Annotated in this window: 13 protein-coding genes; 1 reads left to right on the forward strand and 12 read right to left on the reverse strand. The window is 64.1% G+C overall.

Annotation, left to right across the window (positions count from 1 at the left end):
* Positions 1 to 24 precede the first annotated feature (24 nt).
* The 9 genes from pnp to rimP all read right to left on the reverse strand — a co-directional run bounded on the left by pnp (position 25) and on the right by rimP (position 11,352).
* Positions 25 to 2,175 (reverse strand): polyribonucleotide nucleotidyltransferase, encoded by a 2,151-nt coding sequence (pnp, locus tag EN853_RS02680; protein ID WP_127857728.1) that lies wholly within the window; start codon positions 2,173 to 2,175, stop codon positions 25 to 27.
* Between the two features lie 369 nt (positions 2,176 to 2,544).
* Positions 2,545 to 2,856, reverse strand: a complete 312-nt coding sequence (gene rpsO / locus EN853_RS02685; RefSeq protein ID WP_277816125.1) for a 30S ribosomal protein S15 — start codon at positions 2,854 to 2,856, stop codon at positions 2,545 to 2,547.
* A gap of 147 nt (positions 2,857 to 3,003) precedes the next feature.
* A complete protein-coding gene (gene corA / locus EN853_RS02690) occupies positions 3,004 to 4,092 on the reverse strand; it encodes a magnesium/cobalt transporter CorA (RefSeq protein ID WP_127857729.1) in 1,089 nt (362 codons plus the stop codon).
* A 224-nt stretch (positions 4,093 to 4,316) separates the two neighbouring features.
* Complete coding sequence (truB, locus tag EN853_RS02695) at positions 4,317 to 5,270, reverse strand: tRNA pseudouridine(55) synthase TruB (protein ID WP_127857730.1); 954 nt, start codon at positions 5,268 to 5,270, stop codon at positions 4,317 to 4,319.
* Positions 5,271 to 5,696, reverse strand: a complete 426-nt coding sequence (rbfA, locus tag EN853_RS02700) for a 30S ribosome-binding factor RbfA (RefSeq protein ID WP_127857731.1) — start codon at positions 5,694 to 5,696, stop codon at positions 5,271 to 5,273.
* Positions 5,697 to 5,818: 122 nt separating this feature from the next.
* Complete coding sequence (infB, locus tag EN853_RS02705) at positions 5,819 to 8,398, reverse strand: translation initiation factor IF-2 (protein WP_127857732.1); 2,580 nt, start codon at positions 8,396 to 8,398, stop codon at positions 5,819 to 5,821.
* On the reverse strand, positions 8,395 to 9,045 hold the full coding sequence (locus EN853_RS02710; RefSeq protein WP_127857733.1) for an RNA-binding protein: 651 nt from the start codon (positions 9,043 to 9,045) through the stop codon (positions 8,395 to 8,397). The genes infB and EN853_RS02710 overlap by 4 nt, the downstream gene beginning before the upstream one ends.
* Positions 9,046 to 9,077: 32 nt before the next feature.
* A complete protein-coding gene (gene nusA / locus EN853_RS02715) occupies positions 9,078 to 10,673 on the reverse strand; it encodes a transcription termination factor NusA (protein ID WP_127857734.1) in 1,596 nt (531 codons plus the stop codon).
* Between the two features lie 46 nt (positions 10,674 to 10,719).
* Positions 10,720 to 11,352, reverse strand: a complete 633-nt coding sequence (gene rimP, locus EN853_RS02720; RefSeq protein WP_127857735.1) for a ribosome maturation factor RimP — start codon at positions 11,350 to 11,352, stop codon at positions 10,720 to 10,722.
* 292 nt (positions 11,353 to 11,644) lie between these two features.
* Between rimP and EN853_RS33835 the strand changes: the two genes are divergently transcribed.
* Positions 11,645 to 11,806: a hypothetical protein gene (locus tag EN853_RS33835; protein WP_167524356.1), complete on the forward strand. Its 162-nt coding sequence runs from the start codon at positions 11,645 to 11,647 to the stop codon at positions 11,804 to 11,806.
* A 43-nt stretch (positions 11,807 to 11,849) separates the two neighbouring features.
* Here EN853_RS33835 and EN853_RS02725 read toward each other — a convergent pair whose 3' ends face one another.
* From EN853_RS02725 to EN853_RS02735, 3 genes are all read right to left on the reverse strand, one after another.
* Positions 11,850 to 12,560, reverse strand: a complete 711-nt coding sequence (locus EN853_RS02725; RefSeq protein WP_127857736.1) for a tRNA (guanosine(46)-N(7))-methyltransferase TrmB — start codon at positions 12,558 to 12,560, stop codon at positions 11,850 to 11,852.
* Positions 12,557 to 13,822, reverse strand: coding sequence for a methionine adenosyltransferase (gene metK / locus EN853_RS02730; protein WP_127857737.1), 1,266 nt, complete (start codon positions 13,820 to 13,822; stop codon positions 12,557 to 12,559). The genes EN853_RS02725 and metK overlap by 4 nt, the downstream gene beginning before the upstream one ends.
* A gap of 167 nt (positions 13,823 to 13,989) precedes the next feature.
* Entirely contained in the window at positions 13,990 to 14,412 is a 423-nt protein-coding gene (locus tag EN853_RS02735) for a helix-turn-helix transcriptional regulator (RefSeq protein ID WP_127857738.1), read from the reverse strand.
* Positions 14,413 to 14,474: the final 62 nt, after the last annotated feature.

Here is a 14,474-nt window from a genome sequence, read left to right on the forward strand (position 1 = left end):
GTCTCAATTATCCGGTCAGGCCGATCAGGCGGCGTCTTCCTCGCCTTCCGGCTTCTTCTTCTCCTGGACGATTTCCTTGCCGGTCGCCTGGTCGACGACCTTCATCGACAGGCGAACCTTGCCGCGCTCGTCGAAGCCCATCAGCTTGACCCAAACCTTGTCGCCTTCCTTGACGACGTCGGAGGTCTTGGCGACGCGCTCATTGGCGAGCTGCGAAATGTGGACGAGGCCGTCGCGCGGACCGAAGAAATTGACGAAGGCGCCGAAGTCGGCCGTCTTGACGACGGTGCCTTCGTAGATCTCGCCGACTTCCGGCTCTGCGACGATGGTGTGGATCCACTTCTTCGCCGCCTCGATCTCCTTGGCGTTCGACGAAGCGATCTTGACCGTGCCGTCGTCCTCGATGTTGATCTTGGCGCCGGTCTTCTCGACGATCTCGCGGATCACCTTGCCGCCGGAGCCGATGACGTCGCGGATCTTGTCGGTCGGAATGTGCATGACCTCGATGCGCGGCGCGAACTCGCCGAGCTCGGCGCGCGCGCCGGAGATCGCATGCGCCATCTCGCCGAGGATGTGCAGGCGGCCGCCCTTGGCCTGTTCGAGGGCGATCCCCATGATCTCCTCGGTGATGCCATCGATCTTGATGTCCATCTGCAGCGAGGTGACGCCGTTGGCGGTGCCGGCGACCTTGAAGTCCATGTCGCCGAGGTGGTCCTCGTCGCCGAGGATGTCGGAGAGCACCGCAAAGCGCTCGCCTTCCTTGATCAGGCCCATGGCGATGCCGGCCACGGGCTTCGCGATCGGCACGCCGGCATCCATCAGCGCCAGCGAGGTGCCGCAGACGGTCGCCATCGAGGACGAGCCGTTGGACTCAGTGATCTCCGAGACGACACGCAGCGTGTAGGGGAACTGGTCGGCGGACGGCAGCATCGGGCGGATCGCGCGCCAGGCAAGCTTGCCATGGCCGATCTCACGACGGCCCGGCGAGCCCATGCGGCCGGTTTCACCAACCGAATAGGGCGGGAAGTTGTAGTGGAGGAGGAACTTCTCCTTGTACATGCCGGTCAGCGAATCTACGAACTGCTCGTCCTCGCCGGTGCCGAGCGTGGCGACGACCAGCGCCTGGGTCTCGCCGCGGGTGAACAGCGCCGAGCCATGGGTACGCGGCAGGACGCCGACCTCGGAGATGATCTTGCGGACGGTCTTCAGATCGCGGCCGTCGATGCGCGAGCCGGTGTCGAGGATGTTCCAGCGCACCACCTTGGCCTGGAGCTCCTTGAAGACGGCGCCGATCTGCTCGGAAGTGTACTTGGCTTCCTCGCCTTCGGCCGGAGCGAACGCCGCCTTGACCTTCGCCTTGACGGCGTCGACGGCGGCATAACGCGACTGCTTGTCGGTAATCTTGTAGGCCTCGCGCAGCTCGTCGCCGACGATCTTCAGCATCTCGCCTTCGAGCTCGGAATAGTCGGGAGCGGTGAAGTCGCGCGGCTCCTTGGCGGCTACCTCGGCCAGCTTGATGATCGCCTCGATCACCGGCTGGAAGCTCTTGTGGCCGAACATGACGGCGCCGAGCATCAGTTCCTCTGAGAGCTCCTTGGCCTCGGATTCGACCATCAGCACGGCGTCGGCGGTACCGGCGACGACGAGGTCGAGCTTCGATTCCTGCATCTCGTCGATATGCGGATTGAGCACATACTCGCCATTGATATAGCCGACGCGGGCGCCGCCGATCGGACCCATGAAGGGCACGCCGGAGAGCGTGAGCGCAGCCGAGGTGGCGACGATCGACAGGATGTCCGGATCGTTTTCAAGATCGTGCTGGACGACGGTGACGACGATCTGGGTGTCGTTCTTGTAGCCGTCGGCGAAGAGCGGGCGGATCGGGCGGTCGATCAGGCGGGAAACCAGCGTTTCCTTCTCGCTCGGACGGCCCTCGCGCTTGAAATAGCCGCCCGGGATCTTGCCGGCGGCATAGGTTTTTTCCTGGTAGTTGACAGTGAGCGGGAAGAAATCGAGGCCGGGCTTCGGCTCCTTCATCGAAACGACGGTGGCAAGAACCACGGTCTCGCCGTAGGTGGCGAGGACGGCGCCGTCAGCCTGGCGCGCGATCTTGCCGGTTTCCAGGATGAGCGGACGGCCGCCCCACTCGATTTCCACTTTGTGCTGATTGAACATATCTTGTCCTTCATATGCGGAAAGGGCCGCACCGAACTCACCGGTCGCGGATCATCCCTTCCCTGGCTTCCTTCGGGCAGCCACGGGCAAGACAACGGGAAGCTCGAAAGGTCCGGCCAACAAGCCGAGCGAGCATCCTGCAATCCTGCCCCATGACCGTCCATGGGCGGTTCCGAGTGGCCCTCTGCACTCCCGGAACCGGGTCTGGCCGACCGGTCGGCCAGCCTTGCGCATGACGCCGAAAACCCCTGTTTTCGGAACGCGCCTCGCGCGAATGCAAATTCCCTTTTCAGCACCGAAGCACCGGACCATCCGATGCGCCAATGCGCGACCGGCGGGCCCTCCGCAGAGAGCCCGCCGGTCAATTCGTCAGCGACGGAGACCGAGCTTGTCGATCAGCGTCTGATAGCGGGCGTCGTCCTTGCGCTTGAGGTAGTCAAGCAGGCTGCGACGCTGGGAAACGAGAGCAAGCAGGCCACGACGGGAATGATTATCCTTCTTGTGGTCCTTGAAGTGCTCCGTCAGGTTCTTGATGCGCTCGGAAAGGATGGCAACCTGGACTTCCGGCGACCCGGTATCGCCCTTGGCGGTTGCGAATTCAGTCATCAATTCCTTCTTGCGATCGGCAGTAATCGACATCGTGTTTTTCCTTATCTGTTCGAGGAAACGGGACGCCCTCAGCCGGGATGTCGTCCAGCAGGGGCCGGTGCAAGCGACGCGTCAGGGCGCGAAGCTGCGGCGCATATAGTGCAATTTCCGGCAAAACACCAGCCCAATTGTCAAGCCGGCTTGTCGCAGGTCTTGTCGCAAAAACAGAGGGTTCTGCCGCTACAGCCACTTCTTCCATTTGAAGAAGGCGACGAGGCCGACAGCGACGACCAGCATGAACAAAAGTGCCGCCGGGTAGCCATAGTAAGTCTTCAGCTCCGGCATGTTCCAGGGCGAGCTTTCCGGCTCGAAGTTCATGCCCCAGACACCGACAAGGAAGGTAAGCGGCATGAAGATCACAGATACGATCGTCAGATAGGAGATGACGTCGTTGGTGCGCGCCTGGGTCAGCGACAGATGCATCTCGATCAGGCCGGTCAGCATGTCGCGCTGGTTCTCGACCAGCTCGATCAGCCGCAGCGAATGGTCGAGCGTGTCGTTGAAGAAGATCTTGGTCTCGGCCGTCACAAAGGGAACGTCGTTTCGGATCAGCGTCGCCAGCGCATCGCGCATCGGCCACAGCACGCCCTTCAGCACGTTGGCGTCGCGCCGCAATTCATGCAGCTGCCGCATTTGGTGCTTGTGCGGCGTGTTGAGCATCTGATCCTCGATGCCGTCGACCACTTCGCTCGCCGCCTCGATCGGCGGGAAATAGCTGTCGACGATGGCGTCGATCAGCGCGTAAGCGAGATAGTCGGCGCCGCGCGAGCGCAGCCGGTTGGGCATGGCCGCCGCGATGCGCTTGCGCACCGGGTCGAACGGATCGCCTTCGCGCTCCTGGAAGGTGACGACGAAATTCCTGCCGAAGAACACCGCGATCTGCTCGTAGCGATGGGCGGTGACGTCGTCGATCATGCGCATGGCAACGAAGGCATGGTCCTCGAAGAAGTCCACCTTCGGCCGCTGGCCGGTGTTGACGACATCCTCCAGCGCCAGCGGATGCAGGTTGAAAATCCGGCCGATCTCTTCGATCAGCTGGATGTTGGCTAGGCCGGTACAATCCAGCCAGACGACCGGCCATTTTTCGCAATGGGCATTGAGTTCGTCGATGCTGGCATTGTCGATGGTCTTGAATTTTTCGGGCGAGATCAGCGTCAGCCTGAGCTCGCTGCGCCGCGCTGCCGGATCGGCGATCAAGGTGCCGGGCGAAGCGCCGACCGGCGGCCGGCGGGTCTTCAATGGCGCCCGTTTCCTGTCGTTGTCAGCCATATGTCCCCCGACGCCGAGCGCCCGTCAGCCCGAGTCTTCCGCTGAGACTAGAGCGGTTCATCGTTTAACGGAAACGCGGAACCGCTCTATCTTTTTTGCTTCAACGCAATTCCGGACGGAAAACCGTTTCACACTTTTCCTGGAATTGCTCTAGCGCATGACCTCGCCGCCCGGAACCGGTTTTCAGAAAGGATCATGCGCAGATTCAAGGCGTTAGAGGAGACCTACCCGACAAAGACCCGTTTGGGCTTGAACATGCCCTGCTCGATGGCGCCGATGGCGACGAGCTTGCCGCGCGCGGTGGCGCAGGCCTCCTCGGCCTCCACCGGCGCGTCGCGTCCGCGGATGATGACGGGATTGCCGAGGCGGATCTTGGTCGCCGCGTCGTCGCTGACCGCGACCTGCGGCAGGCAATCGAGGGCTGCCGCGGTATCGACCAGCAAAGCGTCGATGGCGCTGAAATCGACCGGAGCCTCGTCCGCGTCTTCGTCGGCCTTGCCGCCAAAGCGCGCGGCATCGAGTTCGGCAAGGGTGACGAAATCGTCCGCCGTGAACGGCTCGACCTCGACGCGGCGCAGTTCGGCGATGTGGCCGAAGCAGCCCAGATCGCGGCCCATGTCGCGCGCCAGCGAGCGCACATAGGTGCCCTTGCCGCATTCAACCTCGAAAACGGTTTTATCGGCGCCATGCTCGACGATGTCCAAACGGCCGATTTCGATCTCGCGGGCGGGAATATCGACCGTCTCGCCGTCGCGGGCGAGGTCGTAAGCACGCTCGCCGGCGATCTTGATGGCCGAGAATTGCGGCGGCGTCTGCATGATGACGCCGGTGTATTTCGGCAGCAGCGCCCTCACTTCCGCCTCGGCCGGGCGCCTGTCGGAACTGTTCGTCACCGGGCCTTCGAGGTCGTCCGTCGAGCGCTCCTCGCCCCAGGCGACGGTGAAGCGGTAGACCTTAGCGCCGTCCTGCACATAAGGGACGGTCTTGGTCGCCTCACCGAGCGCGATCGGCAGCATGCCGGAGGCCAGCGGGTCGAGCGTGCCGGCGTGGCCGGCCTTCTCCGCCTGGAACAGCCATTTGATCTTGGAAACCGCCTCGGTCGAGCCCATGCCGACCGGTTTGTCCAGCACCACCCAGCCGGAAACCGGCCTGCCCTTCTTCTTGCCGCGACGCGCCACTTATTCCTCGTCCTTGTCGTTGTTCTTGTTCTGGTCATCAGGGCCGAGATCGCGCGCGACTTCCGGCGACTTGAGCAATTGGTTGATCCTGGCGAAATTGTCGAAGGACGTGTCGAGCCGGAAGCGGAACTCCGGCATGTACTTCATTTCCCTGAGCGCGCCGGAAACGCGGCCGCGGATGAATTTCGCATGCCTGTTGAGCGCCTCGACCACAGCACCCGTATCGCCGGCGCCGAGCGGCGAGACGAAAGCGGTGGCGATCTTGAGGTCGGGCGACATGCGCACTTCCGAGACCGAGACGACGGCGTTCTCGATCACCGGATCGATGATCTCGCCGCGCTGCAGGGTTTCGGAAAGAGCATGGCGCACCTGCTCGCCGACGCGCAGCATGCGCTGGGAGGGGCCTGATGGTGTCGAACGGGACATTTTCTTCGGTCCGGAAATCGTGAAGCGCGGGATGGGACCGCGCCACATGTCTCAATATGCACAAGTCTCTGGGCGGCAGCCTTTCGGCCGCCGCCCTGGTCATTCGGCGATTATATCCGAATTTAGAGCGTCCTGCTCACCATCTCGACGCGGAAGCACTCGATGACGTCGCCGACGCGCATGTCCTCGTAGTTCTGGAACGCCATGCCGCATTCCTGGCCGACCGGCACTTCCGAAACCTCGTCCTTGAAGCGCTTGAGCGTCTTCAGCGTGCCTTCATGCACGACGACGTTGTCGCGGATCAGGCGGACGCCGGCGCCGCGCTCGACCTTGCCTTCGGTGATACGGCAGCCGGCGATCTTGCCGACCTTCGAGATGTCGAAGATCTCGAGGATCTCCGCATTGCCGATGAAGGTCTCGCGCCGCTCCGGCGAGAGCATGCCGGAGAGGGCCGCCTTCACGTCATCGACCAGGTTGTAGATGATCGAGTAGTAGCGGATCTCGATGCCCGCGGCCGCCGCGGCGGCGCGCGCCTGCGCGTTAGCGCGGACGTTGAAGCCGATGATCGCCGCGCCCGAGGTCTCGGCAAGCGAGACGTCGCTTTCGGTAATACCGCCGGCACCGGCGTGGACGATGCGCGCGCGCACCTCGTCGTTGCCGAGCTTTTCGAGCGCGGCATTGATCGCCTCGATCGAGCCCTGCACGTCGCCCTTGATGACCAGCGGGAATTCCTTGAGCCCGCTCGTCTGCAACTGCGACATCATCTGCTCGAGCGAGCCGCGCTGGCCGGCATGCCTTGCCACCGCCTTCTCGCGCGCCAGGCGCTGACGGTATTCGGTGATCTCACGCGCACGCGCCTCGTTGTTGACGACGGCGAAGCGGTCGCCTGCCTGCGGCGTGCCCTGGAGGCCGAGCACCTCAACCGGCATCGCTGGCGGCGCTTCAGGAACATGCTCGCCGCGATCGTTGACCAGCGCACGGACACGACCCCATTCGTTGCCGGCGACAATGATGTCGCCCGGCATCAGCGTGCCGGTCTGCACCAGCACGGTGGCGACCGGACCACGGCCCTTGTCCAGCTTGGCCTCGATGACCGCGCCTTCGGCGGTACGGTCGGGGTTGGCCTTGAGGTCGAGGATTTCGGCCTGCAGCAGGATGGCCTCGAGCAGCTTGTCGATGTTGGTGCCCTTGGTCGCCGACACTTCGACGTCCAGCACCTCGCCGCCCATCGATTCGACGAACACTTCGTGGCGCAGGAGCTCGGCGCGCACCTTCTGCGGGTCGGCGTCGCGCTTGTCGATCTTGTTGATCGCCACGATGATCGGCACGCCGGCCGCCTTGGCGTGATTGATCGATTCGATCGTCTGCGGCATCACGCTGTCGTCGGCCGCCACCACCAGCACGGCGATGTCGGTCACCTGGGCGCCGCGGGCGCGCATGGCGGTGAAGGCGGCGTGGCCGGGCGTGTCGATGAAGGTGATCTTCTGACCGTTCTTGTCGACCTGATAGGCGCCGATGTGCTGGGTGATGCCGCCGGCCTCGCCGGAGACGACATTGGCGTTGCGGATGGCGTCGAGCAGCGAGGTCTTGCCGTGATCGACATGGCCCATGATGGTCACCACGGGCGGACGCGACACCAGGTCTTCCGCACGATCGGCGATGTTGAACAGGCCTTCCTCGATGTCGGATTCGGCGACGCGGCGCACCGTATGGCCGAATTCGGAAGCGACCAGCTCGGCCGTGTCGGCGTCGATGACGTCGCCCGGCTTCAGGATCTGGCCCTGCTTCATGAAGAACTTGACCACGTCCACGGCGCGCTCGGACATGCGCTGCGCCAGTTCCTGGATGGTGATGGTTTCGGGCAGGATCACTTCACGCATGACTTTCTCGCGCGGCTCGTTGTGCAGCGCGCGTTTGAACTTTTCCTGGCGGCGTCGCATCGACGACAGCGAACGACCGCGCGCATCCTCGTCGGAAAGCGCCGAATTCAGCGTCAGCTTGCCGCGGCGGCGGTCTTCCTCGCCCTTGGTGGGCTTGGCCGGGCGCGCCACCTCGGGCGTCGCCAGGCGGCGGGCGGGCGCACCTGCACCACCACCGCTGCCGGCGCCGGCACGCCGCGGCTTGACCTCTTCGTCGTCATCGGCCGGGGCAAGGTCAGCGGCCACCGGCGCGCGGCGGCGGGCCTCTTCCTCGGCGCGGCGGCGGGACTCGGCCTCAGCCTGAAGGCGCGCCTCTTCCTCGGCCTGGCGGCGCGCGGATTCCTCGCGCTCGCGCTTGCGGCGCTCTTCTTCCTCGGCGCGGCGCTTGGCCTCTTCCTGGGCGCGCTGGCGATCCTCGATCTCACGCGCCTTGGAGCCTTCGAGCGCCTTGCGGCGCGCTTCCATCTCGCCGCGCGACAATTCGTTCAGCACCATGCCGGAGCGTTCCGGCGGCGGGGGCGGCGCCTTCGGCGCTTCCGGTACGGCGCGCGCGGGTGCCGCGGCGGCGGGCTTCGGCGTGAAGACGGACGGCGCCACCGGCTCCGGCTTGTCGCCAGGCAGCGAGAACTTCCGCTTCTTGGTCTCGACCACGACCGACTTGGTGCGGCCGTGCGAGAAATTCTGCCGCACGGTGCCCTGTTCGAGGCCGGGACGCTTCAGCGTCAAGGTCTTCTTCGGCGTAACGCTCAACGTCTTGTCGTCGCCCGATTTCGTATCGCTCATTCCATATCCTCTGCGGCATCATCTTCGTCAGCAACGGCCGCAAGCATTGCCAAATCGTCCGGGGTTCCGCCCCGATACCGGTCGAGCGCGACCATGCGCTTCTCAACCGCCTTTCCCGCGTCCTGCGCGAGGACGGCAGCATGTATCACATTTGTACCCCCCAATGCCAAGCTCAACTCGGCCTCGGGGAAAAGTTTGTAGGCAAGGATGGCGGGGCCGCCGAGATGGACGGTCGCCCGCCGCGCCTGACTGATCTTGCGGACGCCATCGTCCGAGGCTTCGGCCGCATGCAGCACGAAGAGCGCCTGCCCGTCGCGCACGGCAGCCTCCACCTTGGCGGCGCCAAGAACGACCGCTCCGGCCTTGCGAGCAAGACCCAACATGCCCAGAGCGGATCTGGAGAGTAGGCTGTCGACCATGCCGCCGAGATCAGCGGGAACGGCGACCTGCGCCTTGAAGGCGCGCGCGAACAGATTCTTCGCCACTGCCTTTTCGATATGTAGGCGATCGGCGGTGACCCAGCAACCGCGGCCGGGCAGATTTCTCTTGATGTCCGGAACGACGGCCGAATCCGGGCCGACGACGAAGCGGATCAGTTCATCCGCTTCGGCCTGCCTGCGCGTAACGATGCAGGTGCGATCGTTCATCTCGTCCACGGGCTTTGCGATGCGCGTTCACCTCACGCACCGACGGTTTCGTCAGCCGCTTCTTCCTCAGCGGCCAGTTCTTCCTCGGAGATCCAGCCAGCCTTCTTGCGAGCGGCCAGCACCATCTCTTCGGCTTCGGCGCGCGAGACGCCGTGATCGGCGAGCACGCCCGGAAACACCTTGGTCTCGCCGTCCTTGCGTTCCTTCCAGCCGATCAGGTCGTCGGCGGCATAGCCGGCGAAGTCCTCGATCGTCTTCACGCCGTCCTCGCCAAGCGTCACCATCATGGCCGTGGTGATGCCGGGAATCTCGCGCAGCTCGTCCTTGACGCCGAGCGCCTTGCGCTTCTCGTCGTGCTCGGCCTCGATCTTTTCGAGATATTCGCGGGCGCGGGTCTGGATTTCCGACGCGGTGTCCTCGTCGAAGCCGTCGATCGAGGAAATCTCGCTGGAATCGACATAGGCGACCTCCTCGACGCTGGTGAAGCCTTCGGAGGCAAGCACCTGGCCGACCATCTCGTCGACGTCGAGGGCCTCCATGAACAGCGCCGAACGCTCGACGAATTCCTTCTGACGGCGCTCGCTCTCTTCCTGCTCGGTCAGGATGTCGATGTCCCAGCCGGTGAGCTGCGAGGCAAGGCGCACGTTCTGGCCGCGACGGCCGATGGCCAGCGACAGCTGATCGTCCGGCACCACCACCTCGATGCGCTCGGCATCCTCGTCGAGCACCACCTTGGCGACTTCGGCCGGCTGCAGCGCGTTGACGATGAAGGAGGCGGCCGAAGGCGACCACGGAATGATGTCGATCTTCTCGCCCTGCAGCTCGCCGACCACCGCCTGGACGCGGCTGCCGCGCATGCCGACGCAGGCGCCGACCGGATCGATCGAGCTGTCGCGCGAGATGACGGCGATCTTGGCGCGCGAGCCCGGATCGCGGGCGACCGACTTGATCTCGATGATGCCGTCGTAGATTTCCGGCACTTCCATGGTGAAGAGCTTGGCCATGAACTGCGGATGCGTGCGCGACAGGAAGATCTGCGGGCCGCGCTGCTCGCGGCGCACGTCATAGACATAGGCGCGGACACGGTCGCCATACTTGTAGTTCTCGCGCGGGATCAGCTCGTCACGGCGGATAATCGCCTCGCCGCGGCCGAGGTCGACGATGACGTTGCCGTATTCGACGCGCTTGACGGTGCCGTTGACGATCTCGCCGATGCGGTCCTTGTATTCGTCATACTGACGATCCCGCTCGGCTTCGCGCACCTTCTGGACGATGACCTGCTTGGCCGACTGCGCGGCGATGCGGCCGAAATCCATGGGCGGCAGCTGCTCGGCGATGAAGTCGCCGAGTTGGGCGTCGGGGTTGCGCTCGCGCGCCGTGGAAAGGGCGATCTGCGTCGCGTAATCCTCGACCTTCTCGACCACTTCCATCAGCCGCTGCAGCTTCATCTCGCCCGTGTTGGGATTGATGTCGGCGCGGATGTTGGTTTCCTGACCATAACGCGAGCGCGCCGCCTTCTGGATCGCATCGGCCATGGCGGCGATGACGATCGACTTGTCGATCGACTTTTCACGCGCGACCGCATCGGCGATCTGCAGCAGTTCGAGCCTGTTGGCGCTTACAACCATTGTCTTTCTCCCGACTTCGCTCCGGGCACCCGTCCCTGGAGCTCGATCAACTTTCCTGTTCGGTTTCGTTTCCTTCGCCGGCAGCGGCATCTTCCGCTTCGCCCCGGCGTTTCTTTGCTTCCTTGCGGGCCCTGTTGTCCTTCGACAGGGCCTCGCGGATAAGATCGTCGGTCAGCACGAGCCGCGCCTCCGCAATCGCATCATAGGGCACGCGCACCGTCGGCTCTTCGCCATAGGCCGCCTTGTCGCGCTCCAGCAGGATGCCGTCGGCGTCCGCCTCGGCAATCTTGCCCTTGAAGCGCTTGCGGTCGCCGATGAGGACCGACGTCTCCATCTTGATCAGATGGCCGGCCCAGGTGGTGAAATCCGATTTGCGCACCAGCGGCCGGTCGATGCCCGGCGACGACACTTCGAGATGATACGCCTTTTCGATCGGATCTTCGACATCGAGCGCCGGCGACACGGCGCGGCTGACCTCTTCGCAGTCCTCGACGGTCATGGTGCCGTCCTCGCGCTCGGCCATGATCTGCAGCGTCAGCCCGTTCTGGCCGGTCAGTTGCACCCGCACGAGGCGGAAGCCGATGGCCTTGAGCACCGGCTGCACAACCAGCGCAATGCGCGCATCGATGCCGCTTTCGCGGATGATACGGTCGTCGGCTTCGCCTGCCGCTGCGGTCATAAGATTCCTGTCGCTTTGTCGCTCCGGCCGGCAGGTAACAAAAAAGAGCGGGACCGGGTGGACCCACTCTTCGTCATACCGACCAAGAATTTGAGGCTGATATAGACGATCCCGACCGGCGTTTCAAGCCTGTGAGTGGCGCCGGCCCAAACTTCACCGCAGCGGGCGAGCATTGCCTCTGGAGCATAACGGCTATGCGCCGGCACCTCTGTGATTGGCGCCTGCCAGGAGCTATTTATGTTGCCTCGCAAAAGGAAAGGCCGCGCGCGGTTGCGCGCGAAGGGTATTTGTCATGGACCGTGGGCTGTTTTTCGTAATCAGTGATTTTTTTGGCACTTTCGGCAGAGCGGCTGCCGCATCGCGGGCGGTCGAGGCCGGCCGGAAGCCGCGTCACAGCGACCTGAAGAAGCTCGGTATCGACCCGACCGCCTTCGACAGGATCGGCCGCTTCTGAGCCGCGGACAACCGGGCGCTCCGGCCCCCATGAAATTTTCGAGCTACTTCCGGGTAAAGGTCAGATAGGCGGGCCGCCTTCCCTCGCGGATGGCCTTTGCCTCGTAGCGCGTGCCGGGCCAGCCCTCATAGGGTTTGTGCCAGTCGGCGGCCTCGCTCGCCTGCCAGGCGAAGGCGCCGTGGTCGCGGCAGGCAAGCAGCGTCCAGTTCACATAGCTGTCGATATCGGACGCGAAGCGGAACCTGCCGCCCGCTTTCAGCACCCGGGCGAACCGGTCGAGGTTGGCGCGACTGACGAAGCGCCGCTTCCAGTGCTTCTTCTTCGGCCATGGGTCGGGATAAAGCAGGTCGATGCCGTCGAGCGAGGCCGGCGGCAGCCAGTCGAGCAGGCGCGTGGCGTCGTCGTCATAGACCCTCAGATTGGCGAGCGGGCGCTTGCCGAGCGCCGTCATCATCTTGGCCATGCCGTTGACGAACGGCTCGACGCCGATGAAGCCGGTCGCCGGCGCTTCCGTCGCGCGATGCAACAGATGCTCGCCGCCGCCGAAGCCGATCTCGAGCTGGAGGGCTGAAACGTCTGCCTTGAACAGCGTTGCGAGGTCCGCCGGCGCCTCCGCCGACAGGTCGAGCCTGTAGGCGCGCAGGCCGCTTTCCAGCGCCGCAGCCTGCTGCGGGCGAATGGTCTTGCCGTGCCGGCGGCCGAAAAATCCTTCGGTCGCGCGGCTCGGCCGGTCCTTCGGGTCTACTTGTGTCAGGCGGCGACCGCGTCCTTGAGCGCCTTGGCGAGGTCAGTCTTCTCCCAGGAGAAGGAACCGTCGCGACCAGCCTTGCGGCCGAAATGGCCATAGGACGAGGTCTTGGCGTAGATCGGCTTGTTAAGGTCGAGGTGACGGCGGATGCCGGACGGCGACAGGTCCATCACCTTGCGCAGCGCCTCCTCGAGCCTGGCCTCGTCGACCTTGCCGGTGCCATGCAGGTCGACATAGACCGACAGCGGCTGGGCGACGCCGATGGCGTAGGATAGCTGGATGGTGCAGCGGTCGGCGAGCTTGGCCGCCACTACGTTCTTTGCCAGATAGCGCGCCGCATAGGCTGCCGAACGGTCGACCTTGGTGGTGTCCTTGCCGGAGAAGGCGCCGCCGCCGTGCGGCGCCGCGCCGCCGTAGGTATCGACGATGATCTTGCGGCCGGTGAGGCCGGCGTCGCCGTCAGGTCCGCCGATGACGAATTTGCCGGTCGGGTTGATGTACCAGTTGCAGTCCTCGGCGACCTTGAGATCGCCAAGCGCCTCGATGATGTAGGGTTCGACGACCTTGCGCACCTTCTTGGAATCCCAGCTCGAATCGAGATGCTGGGTGGAAAGCACGATCTGCGTCACTTCCGCGGCCTTGCCGTCGGCATAGCGCACGGTGACCTGGCTCTTGGCATCGGGGCCGAGCTTGCCGGCCTCGCCATTGCCTCCATGGCGCGCCGCGGCGAGCAATTCGAGGATCTTGTGGCTGTAATAGATCGGCGCCGGCATCAGGTCCGGCGTCTCGCGGCAGGCGTAGCCGAACATGATGCCCTGGTCGCCGGCACCTTCCTCGCCCTGTCGGTCGGCGGCATTGTCGACGCCCTGGCCGATGTCGGGCGACTGGCCGTGCAGCAGCACTTCGATCTTGGCTGTCTTCCAGTGGAAGCCTGCCTGCTCGTAGCCGATCTCGCGGATCGCCTTGCGGGCGATCGACTTGAACTTGGTCGGATTGACGATCGGGTGACCCGCCGCATCCTTGAGGATGTTGCCGGCCTTGTCCTTCTTCAGCAGCGTCTCGGGAACCCTGACCTCGCCGGCGATGACGACGCGGTTGGTGGTGGCCAGCGTCTCGCAGGCGACGCGCACCTTCCACGGGTCCATGCCCGTCTTCTTGGCTTCACGATAGACGAGATCGACGATCTCGTCGGAGATACGGTCACAGACCTTGTCGGGATGGCCCTCAGAGACGGATTCCGAGGTGAAGAGATAGTTCTGCCGCGTCACGGGTGTCCCCTCTTGAAAAAAGATCGGCAGGGCTGCCGATTTTTGGCGCGCCACGTGTTAGCGGTGCCGGGCGCTGCTCGTCAAGCGGCGCGACGGATCTGGCATGACTATCGACGCAATCAGCTTGTGCCACCGGCGGCAGGACCGCCGGCGACATGGGCCCGGGTTCAGTCGGCGTCGTCCGGCGAAAGGGACTTCACAAGATCGATGATCCGGCGACGCACCTTGACGTCGGGAATCTTGACGAACGCACGATTGAGCTGAAGCCCCTCCGGGCTGCCGCAGAATTCGATGGCGAACGCCATCGAAGCATCCTCGGCGAATCCTCGATTGCCGGCCCCGGCCTCCTGCCCCGGGGCGTCTTCGAAGAAGAAGGCGACGGGGACGCTCAGAATGGATGCGATCGCCTGCAAACGACTGGCTCCGACCCTGTTCGTCCCCTTTTCGTACTTCTGTATCTGTTGAAACGTGATGCCGAGATTTTCACCCAGCTTTTCCTGGCTCATTCCAAGCATATTGCGACGCAGCCGAATACGACTCCCGACATGGATATCGATCGGATTCGGCTTCTTCTTGTTCTCTTCTGTCATTTTTTCCTCGCCGAATTTTTCCGGCTTTTTCTATTTTTGCCGCCCAAACGAAGCCGGAGCCA

The sequence above is a fragment of the Mesorhizobium sp. M1C.F.Ca.ET.210.01.1.1 genome (assembly GCF_004791585.1).
Lineage (GTDB): Bacteria > Pseudomonadota > Alphaproteobacteria > Rhizobiales > Rhizobiaceae > Mesorhizobium.